This window comes from Bradyrhizobium sp. Ken01 (genome assembly GCF_055807355.1).
Window position 1 is genome coordinate 1 of record NZ_JBVVPC010000083.1, and the last position, 15,445, is coordinate 15,445.

The 15,445-nt window shown below is 57.9% G+C and carries 15 protein-coding genes; 11 read left to right on the forward strand and 4 right to left on the reverse strand.

Annotation, left to right across the window (positions count from 1 at the left end; all coding sequences use genetic code 11):
- The 6 genes from lpxD to AC0L3S_RS37565 form a co-directional block, all read left to right on the forward strand.
- The coding region (lpxD, locus tag AC0L3S_RS37540; protein ID WP_473284872.1) for a UDP-3-O-(3-hydroxymyristoyl)glucosamine N-acyltransferase at positions 1-1,032 on the forward strand (1,032 nt) is incomplete at its 5' end.
- An 866-nt stretch (positions 1,033-1,898) separates the two neighbouring features.
- Positions 1,899-2,432 carry an HdeA/HdeB family chaperone gene (locus tag AC0L3S_RS37545; RefSeq protein WP_473284874.1) on the forward strand — a complete coding sequence of 178 codons (534 nt, stop codon included), beginning with the start codon at positions 1,899-1,901 and terminating at the stop codon, positions 2,430-2,432.
- Positions 2,433-3,981: 1,549 nt separating this feature from the next.
- The gene (locus AC0L3S_RS37550) at positions 3,982-4,158 is read left to right on the forward strand and encodes a hypothetical protein (RefSeq protein WP_473284876.1); all 177 of its coding nucleotides are present in this window, start codon (positions 3,982-3,984) and stop codon (positions 4,156-4,158) included.
- A 271-nt stretch (positions 4,159-4,429) separates the two neighbouring features.
- The gene (locus AC0L3S_RS37555) at positions 4,430-4,867 is read left to right on the forward strand and encodes an ATP-dependent DNA ligase (protein ID WP_473284878.1); all 438 of its coding nucleotides are present in this window, start codon (positions 4,430-4,432) and stop codon (positions 4,865-4,867) included.
- 63 nt (positions 4,868-4,930) lie between these two features.
- The gene (locus AC0L3S_RS37560) at positions 4,931-5,260 is read left to right on the forward strand and encodes an ATP dependent DNA ligase (protein ID WP_473284880.1); all 330 of its coding nucleotides are present in this window, start codon (positions 4,931-4,933) and stop codon (positions 5,258-5,260) included.
- Between the two features lie 228 nt (positions 5,261-5,488).
- Entirely contained in the window at positions 5,489-5,614 is a 126-nt protein-coding gene (locus AC0L3S_RS37565; protein WP_473284882.1) for a DUF3606 domain-containing protein, read from the forward strand.
- 144 nt (positions 5,615-5,758) lie between these two features.
- Here the strand turns inward: AC0L3S_RS37565 and AC0L3S_RS37570 are convergent, their stop codons facing one another.
- Together AC0L3S_RS37570 and AC0L3S_RS37575 are read right to left on the reverse strand one after the other, a co-directional pair.
- The gene (locus AC0L3S_RS37570) at positions 5,759-7,630 is read right to left on the reverse strand and encodes a sensor histidine kinase (RefSeq protein ID WP_473284884.1); all 1,872 of its coding nucleotides are present in this window, start codon (positions 7,628-7,630) and stop codon (positions 5,759-5,761) included.
- 13 nt (positions 7,631-7,643) lie between these two features.
- Positions 7,644-9,014 (reverse strand): carbohydrate porin, encoded by a 1,371-nt coding sequence (locus AC0L3S_RS37575; protein WP_473284886.1) that lies wholly within the window; start codon positions 9,012-9,014, stop codon positions 7,644-7,646.
- A gap of 368 nt (positions 9,015-9,382) precedes the next feature.
- Here AC0L3S_RS37575 and AC0L3S_RS37580 point away from each other — a divergent pair, with 368 nt between their 5' ends.
- From AC0L3S_RS37580 to AC0L3S_RS37600, 5 genes are all read left to right on the forward strand, one after another.
- On the forward strand, positions 9,383-10,015 hold the full coding sequence (locus tag AC0L3S_RS37580; protein WP_473284888.1) for a response regulator transcription factor: 633 nt from the start codon (positions 9,383-9,385) through the stop codon (positions 10,013-10,015).
- Positions 10,016-10,100: 85 nt separating this feature from the next.
- Complete coding sequence (locus tag AC0L3S_RS37585; RefSeq protein WP_473284890.1) at positions 10,101-10,469, forward strand: response regulator transcription factor; 369 nt, start codon at positions 10,101-10,103, stop codon at positions 10,467-10,469.
- A gap of 124 nt (positions 10,470-10,593) precedes the next feature.
- A complete protein-coding gene (locus AC0L3S_RS37590; RefSeq protein WP_473284892.1) occupies positions 10,594-11,304 on the forward strand; it encodes an ion channel in 711 nt (236 codons plus the stop codon).
- 184 nt (positions 11,305-11,488) lie between these two features.
- Positions 11,489-11,752, forward strand: a complete 264-nt coding sequence (locus AC0L3S_RS37595; protein WP_473284894.1) for a hypothetical protein — start codon at positions 11,489-11,491, stop codon at positions 11,750-11,752.
- Positions 11,753-11,827: 75 nt separating this feature from the next.
- The gene (locus AC0L3S_RS37600) at positions 11,828-12,109 is read left to right on the forward strand and encodes a hypothetical protein (RefSeq protein WP_473284896.1); all 282 of its coding nucleotides are present in this window, start codon (positions 11,828-11,830) and stop codon (positions 12,107-12,109) included.
- A 1,009-nt stretch (positions 12,110-13,118) separates the two neighbouring features.
- Here AC0L3S_RS37600 and AC0L3S_RS37605 read toward each other — a convergent pair.
- Together AC0L3S_RS37605 and AC0L3S_RS37610 are read right to left on the reverse strand one after the other, a co-directional pair.
- A complete protein-coding gene (locus tag AC0L3S_RS37605; RefSeq protein WP_473284898.1) occupies positions 13,119-13,580 on the reverse strand; it encodes a hypothetical protein in 462 nt (153 codons plus the stop codon).
- A gap of 162 nt (positions 13,581-13,742) precedes the next feature.
- Positions 13,743-15,011, reverse strand: a complete 1,269-nt coding sequence (locus tag AC0L3S_RS37610; protein WP_473284900.1) for a tyrosine-type recombinase/integrase — start codon at positions 15,009-15,011, stop codon at positions 13,743-13,745.
- Positions 15,012-15,445 lie beyond the last annotated feature (434 nt).

A 15,445-nucleotide genomic window follows, 5' to 3' on the forward strand; every position in this document is an offset into this window, starting at 1 on the left:
GATGTGATGACCGAAACAGTACTAGGGAGCGCAAGGTTCTTCCGGCGAACTGGCCCGCATTCCCTCGCGCTCGTCGCGAGCACGGCGCGGGGTGTGGCAGACGAACGTGAATTATTGCTGGAAGGTTTGGCCCCTTTACAGGCGGCCGGACCGACTCAAGTGAGCTTTCTAGACAATCGCCGTTACGCTTCCGCCCTGGATCAAACCTCCGCCGGCGCGGTGCTCGTTCACCCTGATATGGCTTCACGAGTACCAGCGGCAACTGTGGCGATCCAAACGAGCGAACCGTATGCCGCTTGGGCCCGCGTTGCTGCCCTGTTCTACCCTGTACCACCGCCACGTCCTGGTGTTCACCCTTCAGCAATAATAGCGGATGGCGCTCAAATTGATCCTTCAACAGAAGTTGGACCCCTGTGTGTGGTCGAAAGCGGAGCGGAGATAGGGTCGGGCTGTCGGATCGGTCCTTGCGCAGTCATCGGAAGCGGCGTCATCATCGGTAGGGACTGCCGGATCGGCGCACATGTGAGCCTTAGTTACGCGGTATTGGGAGCGCGCGTCTACGTATACCCAGGTGGGCGGATTGGGCAGGAAGGGTTCGGATTCGCATCCACCAACGGCGGGTTTCTCTCGATCCCCCAGCTTGGGCGAGTTATTCTGGAAGATGACGTTGAAGTTGGTGCCAATTCGACGATTGATCGCGGATCATCGCGTGACACCGTGATCGGCGCTGGATCCCGCCTCGATAACCTCGTGCAAATCGGCCACAACGTTACTCTCGGCCGCTGTTGCGTTGTAGTTGCACAAGTCGGGATCTCGGGTTCAACTGTGCTTGAGGATTTCGTCCGCGTCGGGGGGCAGGCGGCTATGGCAGGGCATCTTCGAATAGGCCGAGGTTCGGAGATCGGCGCGCAAGCAGGCGTAATCTCAGATATTGCACCCGGGGCCAAGGTTCTTGGAAGCCCGGCTCAGTCGATAAAAGACTTCTTTCGACAAATCGCCACGCTTAAGAAGATCGCTTCTCGGAGAAATTAGGAGTTCTTGTCAGCGAGAGCAGTTCAGTATGGATGCCGCGGTTGAAATTTTCAAACTGCAGAACACACTCGGTGCTGTGGTGATCCGCCCGACAACTAGCTCTTCTTTCCCCACTAGAGGCGTGCCCTTGGTGGACTACGACCGCAGGAAAACTGCAGCATCCAAATAGCAGCGTGGAAACATAGTCTGCAACTGCGTCCCGCGGAGGAAAATAGTGTGAGGCGACAAACCACCTTTCCCTGAGATCCAGCTCCGAACTGGAGCCGGGTACATCGAATAGATCATCCGCGTAGCTTCTCGATTTGTAATATGTCGTCCGCCAGCGCCGAGGTCCCATGCTGCGTGGAAAGCAAGGTTAGCCCTTTCAGTTACGCAAACTCTACCTGATGGGATCTTTGCTAGTACAATCGTACAGGCGGACGCGCAGAGGCCATCGATTACCACGGTTTGGCCCGTGTCCTTTAGCTCATCATACCGATCCAGGTAACGTTGAATCAAACCACCCCGATCATTGGCAATTCGCACTACTGCATGGCCATCGCCGGTGCATGCAAACAAGAATGCAAGAGCGAGCAACAGCGGCAGGATTCTCATCGTTTGCCTCTCCGAGCGAGACATCAACTAGCAACAACCCGCGACTCTCATGATGGCTCTTGACCGGCGTGAACTGGAATAGCGGCTCCGCCATGCGGGAGTGAGCGCTCTGGCAAAAAAACCGTGGCTCCCGGCTTCCGATTCCAGCTAACGGCAGGAACCTAGAAGAAGTTTGCCTGCGGGTGGGGACTGGCGTTGATCTAAGTCAATAATCGGCGAGCCATGAAAGTTAATGACAGCGGGATCGTTGGAAGTTTCGGGAGGTCATCACAATGAGGTGCAGATTTCTTCTGCTTGCGCTGGTCTTAGTCTCCTCAGCTTTGGCCAGTGAGGCGCGCGCCACGACGGCCGATATTCGCAGCATCACCTGTGGCGAGTATCTTGCCATGTCGGCTGCACCGTCGAGCAAGTTTTCGGCTTGGATGACCGGCTGGTTCAGTTATGAAAGTCGGAGGACGTTTGTAGATTTTGACCTGCATCGGGCAAATGTCACAAGCGTAAGAGGGTGGTGCCAATCCAACCCAACTGCCAGTGTGATGGTAGGGCTGGAAAAATCGATAGGCGTAAATGCGGTGCCTACTGCTACGCTGGATTTTAACAAGATCACTTGCGGAACCTGGTTGGCATACGGTTCAGCGGATCAAGATTTTGTAAGATACTTCATGAGCGGCTATTACAACGCAGCGGCAAGCAACAGTGTATTGGATTACGACCGCCTGCAGCGGAATTCCAGTGCGGTTGTCGCGTATTGTAAGAAAAACAAATCCCGCACTCTACCAACGGCCATTCAGAACAGAGCCACCTAGGTCGAACCAGTTTGCAACCGCTTGCAAGCAACGGATCGCGCCCTGCATTAGCGTAGCTCCTGCGTAACAGCGCAATTCATTTGAGTTTCGCTCGGTGTGGCATGTTGGGCTGGACTCGGCTCATCAACTTGAGAGCTTGGCGAAGATCGTCCGGGCAGAAGGCAAGGACTGCGGGCCTAACAAAGGCGGTCGAACACCGTAGAAGGAGTGTTGTGCTGAGGGACGCCTAGGCCCCGCGCCAGACGTGCAACACGCCTTCGCGAAAGCCGCCGACGAAATGATCTGACACGTCAGCTGGTAGCATTTGGCTGAGGTCATCGAACGAGCCGCTCACCATGGTGGCCAGCTCGTGTGCAGAAGCGTGCTCCGCCCACCGGCGGCCCAACTCCAAACCACGTTGCCGCTCAGCCTCAGCATCCATTGTCTTGAGCTATCCCGCGTTGACCGGCCCCGGCGAAGCTGACCGCGCCGGGGCCTTCGACGCTCTCACCAATCGTCGGAAGCTTGGGGGCTTGAAGGACCGGCAAGGGCGCACCCTAGACAAACAGACCGTCCGTGTTTGGCTAGTGCACTATGTGCCAATCCCGGGTGCGATGCTCGCGACGAGTGAGGTGACTCGTTGTTCTTGATTTGTTCAATTGGGGAAAATCCTGGGTCTGTGCAATGCCCACGCTCGAATATGTCCGCTCGGAAATCGAGCGCATGCGCTCGCAGGTAAGCCGCCAGCGCAAGGAAATTCTCCAGCTTCAACGGGCCGGGTTATCGACCGCCTCGGCTGAGACCTTGCTTCAAAGGATGCTGAGTAAGGTTGATGACCTGTGCGCTGAGCGAGACGGGCAAGTGCGGGCGGCTAGGAAGGCCTGACCTATGCGTCCGGCAAGCCGATAAGGGGCACTCCGGCAAACCGAGGATATGATGGATAACCTTCGGTGGTTTCCTGCGCCGTGGGTGATGGTGGAGGAGGGGCAATGTTTCCGCGTAAAGGACGCAAACGGCTTTTCCGTCTGCTCGGTGCCCCACCGCGAAGACCTTCACCAGCGCCCGTACCAATACGCGGAGCAATTCCTCACCCGTGACGAGGCGAGGCGGATCGGAAAGGCAATCTCCCGGCTGCCGGAGCTTTTGAAGAGGCCCCAGTACTGAGAGCGTTCCTCCTGAAGAACGCTCTATGGCGGCCTTACTCTTTGTCCTCGGTCCAAGTCTGCGCGCCGCACTCGCACTTGAACATGCGAACGATTTTACCGTTTTGCGGGTTTAACATTTTCAACACGGAGCGGGGCTTTCTGCCACACTCAGCGCAGGGCTTCGCCGGGGTAGGGTCGAAACTCGAAAAGACTTCGTTCTTAAATTCGCGATCCACTGCTATCACCATGCCTTGAGCGACTCTAGGCTACCCCGCCCCCGCGCTCAGGTTCTTTCACCCAAGTTAAGCTGAGCCGGCGTCGGAGGCGTAGCCCCGGCCAAGGGACAGCATCTGACGGGAAATGTGATCCGACTGCCGCGCCTGAGCGTTTCGAGGTTTCGAAAGACCACGCTTACAGGTTAGTCAATGTCAGACCGCGATAGCGCTCACCATGACGCCGCCATTCAGTATTTGGCCTGGGCTGTCGAAGAGATTCAAAAATCAGGTAATGAAGAAGCCGCTCGCCACGCTCGGGCTGCGTTGAAGGCGCTTGAAGAAGGCTACTCCACTGCCGGATCTTCTGAAGAGGTCCCAGTGGACTAAGGGCGTTCCGCTGGAAGAACGCTGCGTCACACCGCGTTCGCTAACCGTTCGGCGGCCGTTCTCGTTGACGTTGAAAATACAACCTGGAATCGCGATTGCGGTTGTATGAGAGACCGCGGGGGAACACCGCGTGGGCTTCGCTGTTGGAGAGTCGTGAATAAGGTAGGTAGACTGCCCCGCCGTCGGCACCCAACAACCGACGGCGCGCTTTTTGTGAGTTGTGTGAGTGGCAAAGCGTACCCGAGCACCGGCCAAGAAGCCGCGAGCTTCCATGCCGGGCTTTATCAGCCCCCAGCTTGCGACCCTGAAGATGAAGGCCCCTTCGGGCGCTCAGTGGATTCACGAAGTCAAATACGACGGCTACCGCATCCAGTTCCACATCGACGGCGACGACCGAAAGGCCTTCACGCGCAACGGCCATAACTGGGTCAACCGGTTCTCGGTCATCGCCGGCGCCTTCGACATCGAAGGGCAAGCCATTGTGGATGGTGAGGTGGTCGTCATCCACGAAGAGCGCACCAACTTCTCCGAACTCCAGGCGGACCTCGGCAGAGGCGACCAGGACCGCCTCGTTTTCTTCGCCTTCGATCTCCTGTGGCTGGACGGCGTAGACCTCCGCAAGCATGCGCAGCTTGCCCGCAAGGAGCTGCTGAAGCAGCTCATAAGACAACGGGCTGGAAGCACCGATCTTCTACAGCGAGCACCATGAAGGTGACGGTCAGGGGTTGTTCGAGGCGGCGAGAAAGCTCAAGCTTGGCAGAAGATCAAGACGGTGCAGCGCGAAAAATTCCCGGTCGTTGGTTTCGTCAAGGACCCTTCCGGCGTCGCCGCGCTCTACCTCGGCAAGCACGACGGAAAAGAGTTGCGCTACATGGGCAAGGTCGGCACGGGTTGGAGCCGGACAAAGTCGGCGGAGATCCGCAAGGCTCTCGATACCGTCGTCAGCCCGAAGCAAAAGCTCACCAAGCCCGTCAGGAAACCGAAGGCCACTTGGGTCGAGCCAAAGTTCTACGCCGACATCGAATACCGGGACATCACCTCCGAGGGCCTGCTACGGGCCAGCTCATTCAAGGGGCTTAGCAAAGGAACGCGGCGTTCCTGACGGTGTTTTCTCCACTAGTGAGTGGAGTACCGGCATGCCGGATCGCGTAACCCGAGCGGTAAAAGAAGCCCAGGCCATCCTGGCTCGCTATGTCGAGCCTGGGCCCAGGGACGCCGAAAACACGATCAATGACCTGCTGGCCGTTCTCGATGATGAGCGGCTTGTACAGGCGATGGAGGAGGACGATGAGCGACAGTCTCACCAAACGGGACCAGCGCGACCGTAGCAATGCATGAAGACTTCGAGGTCAAGTATTGGACCAAACAGCTTGGTGTCTCAAAGGACGAGTTACAGAAGGTCATCGACAAGGTAGGCAATTCGGCCGCCGCCGTTCGCAAACAATTGGCGGTGTAACCGAGGTGCGCGGTATGCTTCCGATCTTTGGAGCAAGGCCCGCGCGCTTTTTCATGCCATGATAATCCCAACCGTCCCATCTGCTTTGGCTTAGGTTTCGTCTGCGAGAACCACCGCGTTCGCTGCACAGTCTGCCGTTTAGCGTCAACTGACCAATGGAAGCTTGATCTGGAACATCGCGCCGCCGTGATCCCGATTTTTGGCCGAGATGACCCCGTTGTGCGCCTGAATAATGCTGCGCGCGATGGATAGGCCCATGCCCATGCCTTCCGCCTTGCTGGTGTAAAACGGCTCGAAGACCTCTTTCAACTTGTCTTTGGGAATGCCGGGACCGCGATCAGACACGGATAGCTGGGCAAAGTTATCAACGCGCGAAGTCCGAATGCTGATGAACCGATTTTCGCTCGACGTGTCCTTCATCGCCTCCATCCCGTTCAGGACGAGATTTAGAATGACTTGTTGAAGCTGGATGCGGTCGCCCAGAATTGGAAGCACATCCGGTGTGATCACCGTAGCCATCTCGAATTTCCGACCAGCGGCAAGGGAGGACAAAAACCTGGTCGTCTCTTGCACCACCTCATTGAGGTCGAATTGCTTCAGTTCAAATGGTGCCTTTTTCAAAAGGCTGCGCATTCGCTTGATGACCTCGGTCGCGCGGCGGTCATCATTCAAGATGTCGGTAACAATCTCATCCAGTTCCGCGATATCAGGGTTAGGAGACCTCAGAACCGCCTGTGCGGTTTCGGCATTGGTCAGGATAGCGCCCAGCGGCTGGTTGATTTCGTGAGCAATGGACGCGGTTAGTTCGCCTGCGGTCGAGAAGCGGTTGACATGAGCAAGTTCAGCCATGCGCTGCCGGGACTGCACTTCGGCGAACCGACGCCGACGACGCTCATGTAGCAGGATAGCAATAAGCCCGGCTTGCGCGAGAAGAATGGCACTGATCAGCAGGATTTGTGAGGAATAACGCTGCCATGCAGTTTGCTCCCGAAACAGGATTTCGCTCCCCGGCGGCAGGCGGCTCTCGCTGATGTTCCAGCGCTGAAGTAGTCGCCAATCGTATTTCGGTCCTGAGAAGCCGATAGGATCAGTGCCGCTTATCTTCTCGCCCCCCAACATGCGCACGGCAACAGCAGCCATTGGTTGGGCACCCTCAGCCGGTGAAAACATCGGACCGCCAACAACCTGACCGACAAAGTAAGACTGATCGAATGAAAAAATGGGAGCGTTGGCGACTTCATAGATGCGCCTCAATGGCTCCTTGTCTCCATAGACGGCACCTGCACCGTCCACCGCTAGCTGCTGATAGAAAAGTGCAGTGTGCGGTGGCAAAGTCGCAACTGCTTTCAGTATATCCGCTAGCGGCTGCTCGCCGTAAAAGATTAATTCAACGTTGTTTTTCTTCAGCAGTGGACCGACTATCCGTTGGTTCTCGCCAGCCCAAAAGCGCTCACTGGGGGAGCTTCCGAGGATGATCGCGATGGCCTTTGTCTCCGGCAGTAGCCGCAAAATGTTTTCAAAAGCCGCGACTTGATCGTATCGGACCCCGGCCAAGGCGTCCCGCTCCGACAACATGGATGGCTCAACCCGCCGCACCTCAACTGCCGCAAGCAGCATCGGCGTTGTCGGATAGAAGTTTGGCCTGTGCTGCTGGACGAAGAGGGCAGCGGGTGCACCTAAAGCGACAATCAAATCCGGCGGCCGTTGAGCATAGAGCGCCTTAAGATACTCAACAAATTTCGCATCGGCGGCGTCGTCCCCGTCCAGCGCCGTGACGAGCGAATGTTCCTGAATGTTCAGCGGCCAAGGCGATTGTTTGTTGAGTTCTCTCTGAATTTCCCTGCTCCATGCGGCTCCCTGCTCAAAATTCGGACCGAATGTATGAAGCAGCAAAATCTTTTTCGGTTGGCCGGCAATCTGGCCAGACCGGGTTTGGGCGGTTGTGCTCCCCATCGAGACGACAAGCACGACAACGGCAGCGACCCACACGCAAACGCGCCGCTTTAGCGAGGTCATCGCGATGGTCGCCTCACCAGTACATCGTCGCATTGGCTAACACATTGAGGGCACTCCCGGTCTGCGGCGTATAGACCACCGGCGTGGGGTTATTGGTGTACCCGAGCCCGATGCCCACGCGGATGCCGGGCGCAACGGGTGCATAATAGGCTGCAGTTATCGAAAAATTGCCGGTATGCGCGAGCTGGCCGCCTCGCACGGCGGCATCGACCAGATATTGGCTGAAGACATTGCGGGAGACAACCAAGGATACCATATCGCCTGGCCGGGACGGCAGCAGACCTATGCCATAGAGGCGTGCCTCATAGTACTCGCTGACGCGATTGAATTCCGGCGGAGCATACATCGCGGTGAGACCAGCGTACCACCCCCTTGCCGCCTGACCTTCGATTGGAGCAAGTTGGACAAATTGTCGATCCGCCAGAAGATAGGCTGCGTAATTCCCGGCATTCCGGCCGCCGAATTGGAAATCGACATACTTGCTGGTGTTGATGATGGCTGCGGTACGCACCCAGGTCGCGAGCTGGCCGGGGGCGGCCTCCTTGCGATAGCCGACCTCGTTGATCGCGAGAAATCCACTGTTCGGCGTCGACCAGTCCAGGCCGGTCGGGTTAGCGGTCTTCTCGGCGAAGGGGCCATCCGGGCTGCTCGCCACCTGCACACCGAACTTGTCATATAGCCCCTCCGGGCCGTTGACCTTGATGTTGATCGCCGGTTTCGCCCAGGCCCAGGCGCTTAGACCCGCCGCGACCGGAATCTGTCCGCTCGGTCCAAAGATGCTGGACGACAAATTGCCTGCCAGAAATGGTCCCCAATACTCAACGACATTGGCCAAATATCCAACCTTCAATTCCACCTGCCGGTTCAGGAAGGTCTGATAATAGCTGAGTGTCGCGAGGCTAAATGCGTTCGGCCCGGCCGGTGCCCAGGTGTCGTAATTGTAGATGCCGCCAACCGCGATCTGACCGTCGGAAATCCCGTATCTGCTGAGGTCGTAAGTTATCTGCATCACGTTATTCGTGAAGAAGGTTGGCTTCTGACCATTATAGACCTGCTGGCCGAACGTGCTCCGTTCTGCGGGCAGCATGTTGTCGTAAAAGTTGTTGTTGGTGTAGCCGACGTAGCCGATCCCGAGTGCCGCGAGACTTGATCGGATGCCGGCGAAATCGGGGTCGATGGTATCCTGCGGACCGGGCAGTGCTACGATGAGCCCCTTGATCCGAAGCGACTGGAAGCAACCTTTGGCGCGACTTGCGCGGGGCCGAATGCGGCGTCTTTTGTCAGCTCCGCAGCATGACAAGTCGCCCGCAGAAGGAAGCCAGCACAAATCGATAATGCGAACGCCTTCAACATGCAGTCCCAATCGCAATGCTAGGTGCACCATCGCTGGCTCGGCTGGTGCAGGGCCGCAGATCCGCCAAATATCGCATCGTCATACGGCGTATGACTTACCTGACCATCAATCATAATTTGGTAGCGATCCGCAACGCAACCTGGAAAAAGTCCGGTTGAATTTCTGATAGAGTGCCGTCGCCCGGTTTTCGCGCCTTGGCAGGGCACGGTAGTAGCTGTCCACCGTCCATGCGGAGTGTCGCCATCGTCAGGGGCAGCGCGGCACGACGGCGTGGCACAAACCGCATTGAGACTTTGGTAGTAGATCGCAGCGACAGATCAGCTATGCCTGAACAAGGGCCAAACGACACTTACTCTCCCCGAGTTGCGCGGTACCCTTTTCGCAGCGAAAGAGGACCGATGTTTGGGCTCGTGCATCTTGTCGACGATGATCCGTCATTCCGGGGGGCCATGGAGCGGCATTTGAAGCACGCCGGTTACCAGGTCGCAGTCTATGCGTCAGCGCAGGAGTTGCTCGACCGACTGCCGAGCGACGGCAGTCCGGGTTGTATTCTTCTCGACGTTCAAATGCCCGATCTGGACGGCCCGGCCTTGCAAAAAAAATTAGGCGAATGCGGCTCGGCATTGCCGATCATATTTCTCTCCGGTCATACCGACATTCCTATCACCGTGCGGGCCATAAAGGCGGGCGCTCGGGATTTCTTGAGCAAGCCGGTAAGCTCCGAAGACCTTCTTCGCGCAATCGCAGGAGCGTTGGCACATCATCAATCGACATTAGATCTGCAAAACAAAGTAAGTGCGACCCGTGCTCGTCTCGCTACATTGACGCCGCGCGAGCGACAGGTCTTCAACTTCATCGTTCGGGGCAAAATCAACAAGCAGATCGCTCACGCGCTTGGAACAACGGAGCGCACGATCAAAGCTCACCGTCACGGTGTGATGGAGAAAATGCAGGTCCGGTCGTTAGCCGAGCTGGTATCTCTTGCCGAGAGGATCGGCGCTCTTTCCCCAAACACGGAACACACGCCCTGAGCTGAAAGGAGTACCTTAGTTAAATGCCGTGGTTCCGCAGAGCTGATAGCGATCACGTACCCGGAAGCGATCAAGAGGTCCCGGAGTGCACAGTAGGCAAGTCATAGTCGTTGACGACGATCCCGGAATGCTGAGGGCTGTCCAGCGGCTCCTCCGACAGCATGACTATGAACCGATCCTCTTCTCGTCTGCCGAAGAGCTGGAGCAGCACGCCGACATCGCCAACGCACTCTGCATCATCTTGGACATCAATCTCAACCTGCGCTCCGGGATCGATCTCCGACATCAACTCAAAGCACGAGGCGTTTTGGTCCCCGTCATTTTCATCACCGGCAATGAGACCCATTCCGTTCGCGACGCCGCACTGCTGTCCGGATGCGTCGCATTTCTAACGAAGCCGTTCTCAGCGCACGAGTTGATCGAACCGCTCAAACAGGCTGCGGCAAGCCACTAACCCATTCACTGAGCGCGCCCGGGTTTGCTCCCGTTCCCTTGATCTAGGTCAACGAGACTGAACTTTCGTCCTGAATTGTACAAAGGTGCAGCGCTGCGGTCAGCGCCAGGCCTTAGGAACATCGATGAAGACGCCCGTAAGCGAGCTGCGCCGTTTGCGCGGAGAACGCATTGACTGGCTGCTCTCGGTGCTCACGGCAGTGCTGGCATTACTGATTTTTGTCTTCGCCCCGCTACAAGCAATGGGCATTACCGCCTTTCATCTGTTTGCGGATGGCCTGTTGCTAGCGATCATCGTCAGCATGGTGATCATCTCGAACAGTCCGACTGCTCTCGTTCTGATGTCGCTCGCGCTCGTTTTCAACGTCGCCGTATTCTTCTTGCGCATTTACTACCCAGTACCGTACCACCTTCACATTTTGGCGGGCGCATGGCTGGTCATCGCCTGCACGTTGGGCGTTGTCGTGCTTCAGGCCGTTTTCAGGCGAGGTCTCGTTACATATCACCGAATTATCGGAGCGATCCTTCTGTACTTGTTGATTGCGGTGGCCTTTGCAACGCTGTTCCTGTTTGTAGGGCTGGCGGCTCCCGACGCAATCAAGGGAATAGCTTTCGAGGACGACCATTCGGTTGCCGCATCGCTTTTTTACATGAGCTTTGTCACGCTTACGTCGACTGGGTATGGAGACATCGTTCCGGTACATCCGTTGGCACGAAGTCTCTGCAACATCGAGAGCGTGATCGGTCAGCTTTATCCGGCGACGCTTCTCGCGAGGCTCGTCACCCTCGAGCTCGGCAGTACCGGCTCAGCGCGTAAGCCCACCCCTATCACCTGAGCCGCAGGAGCTGCACCGACACGTGTGCGCTGCACTCGCCTCTGTGGGGTTCCCGCGTCGCTAGGGGAACGCATGGTTGACCTGTGTCAACGCCCCCGATCCTTTAGCGGACACGCTGCGTGTAGCCGCACCTGAGACGGCGTCCGTGCATCTGTTGCGCAGGCACGAAAAAGGGAGGTCCGCCATGCATTCGAGGAAGTTTCTTTCGATCAAGTCAGCGACGGTTGCGGGCATTGCCGCCAGCGGCCTGCTTGGGCTTGCAACCCTGTCGCTTAGTCCAACCCCAGCCAAGGCGGTGATTTACTGCCAGTACGTGGAGTATCCGGCGGGTTGCGTCGCTCGGGCAGGCGTCGTGCTCAGACCGCGTCCGGTGGCGCGCGCCGCAGTCCGCCACAACGCCGGTGGCAATGCGAATGGTGGCGTCAATCGCGTTGGAGCCGGACGGTAAAGGCCGATTTCGCAAGCCAGGAAGAAGCCGTCATCGTTTCGTCCCGGTGACGGCTTTTCTTTGTCTGGCGGGGATATGTCACTGGTACCGCCGGGGCGTCATTACGGCATGAAACAAACTTGGTACGTCACTTTTGAAGTGCCACCGGACGGCGCACTGTCACGACGGCGACATCCGCGCCTAACCAACACGTTTGAAAGCGAAGCAGCGGCCAAGGATTTTGCGCGCACCAAATCCAACGACGGACTGATCGTCACAGCAGGGACTGTCATCCCTCACTCGCCGAGAGTGTCGATCCCATCCACCGAAATCCCAAAATGGCTTGAAGCACCGAACCAGGTTGATCCAGATCAATAAGTAGGCCACCGACGCTGGTGACATGCTCTGAGGCAGCAACCGGGAGCCTCAACATGAATGAACGTTCGGAACCGAAACAGGTCTGTGTCGCAACGCACTCACTTTCCTTGGGCACGCAGCGGTGTTTGGGCTAGTGGCCTCGCCCGTGAGTTTGACGCTGTCAAAGCGGGAAGCTCGGACCACGGTGCCGGCGCAGTGGGCGAACCGAGCGGCGACAGGAACGTCGCACCGGACGCGCAGAGCGGCGTCAAGAGCGGCCGACGGGGCACGACGGTGCTGCCGAAGAGAACAAGTAATCTGTGCGCCCACCATGGCCATGTCTTAGGAGAAAAAACATGAAAAGGTCAAAGGTGCTCTGCACGGCCCTCGGTGCAGCGATGTTGTGCTTGGCGCCAGTGTCGTTGCACTTGTCGCCGGCTGAGATGGTCGCTATCTCGGTCGACAAAGCTGACGCTCGCGTCGGTCGTCCGCTCACACCTGGCAGCGTTGCGGGGGTTAATAGGCGAGTGCACCGGCGCGCGTATCGGCGCGGATACTATGGAGCTGCTGTAGGCGCTGCTGCCGTCGGAGCAGCGGCTACGGGAGCGTACTATCACCGCCGGCAATGCGGTTATTACCCATATGCGCCGTGCTACTGAGAGCGTCGGTGCTGTCAGAAAGGCACGGTGATGGTGCGACCAAGGCCACGATTATCTGCGCCCAGCCCGGGTGCTCCAACCGAGCGGAATTGTACATGAACGGAAAGTCGTGGGTCTGTGAATCTCATTTCGTGGGAGGGATCATTCGCTGAGACGCCAAAGACAATGGCTCGCGGGTTGCGGCCTCCGACCAACTGGCGACTGCGCCGGGGCCTTCGATGTTTTCGCTAATCGTGGGAAGCTTGGCGTCTTGTAGGATTGGCAAGGCGCACCTTAGACAAACAGGATGTCAGTCCTGGGCCGCTGTACTTTGTGACAACGCAGGTTTGGCCGTGCGTGAAGCCCGCGCGGTGTTGAATGAGATGAGGCCGCTACTGGTTAGTTCCAAGCGCACGCCCCAGTCGCTCTAGTTCAAGCGTTACGCAGAACAGCGCGAACAACGACGCCAGGAGTTGCAGCCCACGTCGGGACATGAGCCAAAGATCGGCGCCTTGATTGATCTCCGGCAAATGTCTGAAGAACACGACGCCGAACAGCGAGCCGCCAAAAATAAAGGCAAGTCGCCCCAGAAAGAGAAACAAGTGACTGAGGATCGGATTCGATTGCTGAGGGGGAAGCGGAACGCGTTGCAGGCGATACCAATAGGCGACCTGCATCGCGAGAATCATGACCGGTGCAGCAAGATTGTCAGACCGTTCGAACGGCAGTTGCTCACCGGGAAAGTTCATCAAGTGTCTAAATTCTGGCAAACCCTCCAAGATTATGAAGAGCGCTCCACTTAGCTGAACTAAAAGAAGAACCAGATAGACGGCTCGTGATTTCAAATTCGTCATACGGAACACTGACAGGACTATGCTGAAACTTCGCCCTTAACCTCCGAATAGCTCTGCTTCGCCGGTCTTGCTGAGCGCCTTCGGCGATTTTCATGATTTGACCCATCATTCATTGATCTAACGCAAGGGGGGTCGCTGCGCAGGGACGTGCGGCTCTCTCTCTCAGCCTAGGGCAGGTTGGGCCGCAGCAAGCCGCGGCCCGTCGTGGTCCGACGTCTTCGTGACTGGCGCCCCGATGATTCGCCGCAGCTCCAGCGCGACTCCGTCCAACACCGCGCGCTTCTCCTTCAGCCGCTTGCTGTGATTGTAAACTTTGCCGGTGACGGTCGGCACGACGACCTCGGCCTTCTTACTGGCGGCGTGATCCAGACACTTCGCGATCCACGCATCGTCGAAACCCAGATCGCCGGCGAGGGTTGCGGCTGTTCGGCGGAGGTCGTGGGGTGTGAACGGCTTAAGGCCGAGCAGCTCGCAAAGGCCGGCGGTCTTGGTTTTGTCCTTGTTCTTCTCGTGCTTCGTGCCGCGCAGCGCGTCGGCCATCGCTTTGCGGTGGATCGGCTGGCCCTTGTACATCGGGCTTTCGAATACGAACTTCTGGTCTGCGGACGCCAGCGCCTCCTTAATGATTTCAACCGCCAGATCGGACAACGGCTGCTGGATCACCCGCCGCTTCTTCACCCGCTTGAGGGGCACGTCGAAACGCGGATGCTGACCATCGAGGTCGAATAACTCATCCCGGCGCGCGCCAAGCAATTCACGTGAGCGCAGCATGGTGACCAACTCGAACTTGAGGGCGAGTCGGGTCCGGCGATCCCACGGCAGGTCTTCGCGGTCGAGACCGCTCCAGAAGATCCTGATTTCATCCTCAGACAGGACTCGTGTCCGGGGATGCTCGGGATCGAGCTTAGGCAAGTTCACGCAGGGGCTGGCGGTTACATAGTCGCGGCCTGCCTCCGCCGCCCAGTTGAACAGGCCCGAGGCCGCCTTGCGCATATGACGCGCGTTACTGACCGAGGGCTTGCCGAACTTCCCCGCGACGATGTCGTTCGAGAGTGTCGCAATGTCGTGCTTGGTGACCTCCATTGCCAACTTTCTGCCGAGGCGGGGGCAGATGAAGCGGTGGAGGTAGCTTGCCGTGTTCTCCCAGCTTTCCAGCCGGGGCCGCATCTCGCCATCCGGCTTCTTGACTGGCGTCTTCATCCAGTCGATCCGCTCCTCAATGATATCGGCGACCGTCTTGCCGCGCTTTGCCCTGTTGGCCTTCTGGTCGCGGAAGGTCTCGGCGAGAGCCTGGATATCCAGCGCCTTGAGGCCGTAGACCTTGCTGCGGGCGTCCTCGACGGTGAAAGTCTCGGGATTGTAGACGCCGAGCCAGCCGGTGCGCTGCTTCCCGGTCTGCCTGTCGGTGAACTTGTACGAGAAGGTCGCCACGCCCGCCGCCGTGATGCTGACATAGAGGCCGGGACACTTGCGGTCGTAGAGCTTGGTTCGGTTGGCGACCCGCTTCTCGCACAGGCGTTCCGTCAGGATGACGCTGCTGTTGCGGCCGCGCTTGCCGGCGGGGGAGGGGGCGATGCTACTATCCATGTGGTTTCGGCTCCTAAGGCTTGGGACCAAAGGGCTCGGCTTTGAGGCTTTCAGTGTGTCGAGCGGACGCTGAAAGACTTAGGGCCGGGCCCTTAATTTGGTGAAGCCCGCTGAAACTGCCTGCATCAGGGTAGTCCAAAGACGCTTGTTTTAAAGTCTTTTGTTAGTTTCGGCGTGTTTCACCGAATGCCAAAATATAGACGTGTGGTCCTGGCCGTCGTTGCTACGGTCAAGCTGTCGCGGAGGTGTGTGCGAGCCCAACCGGGCAGACAGCATCA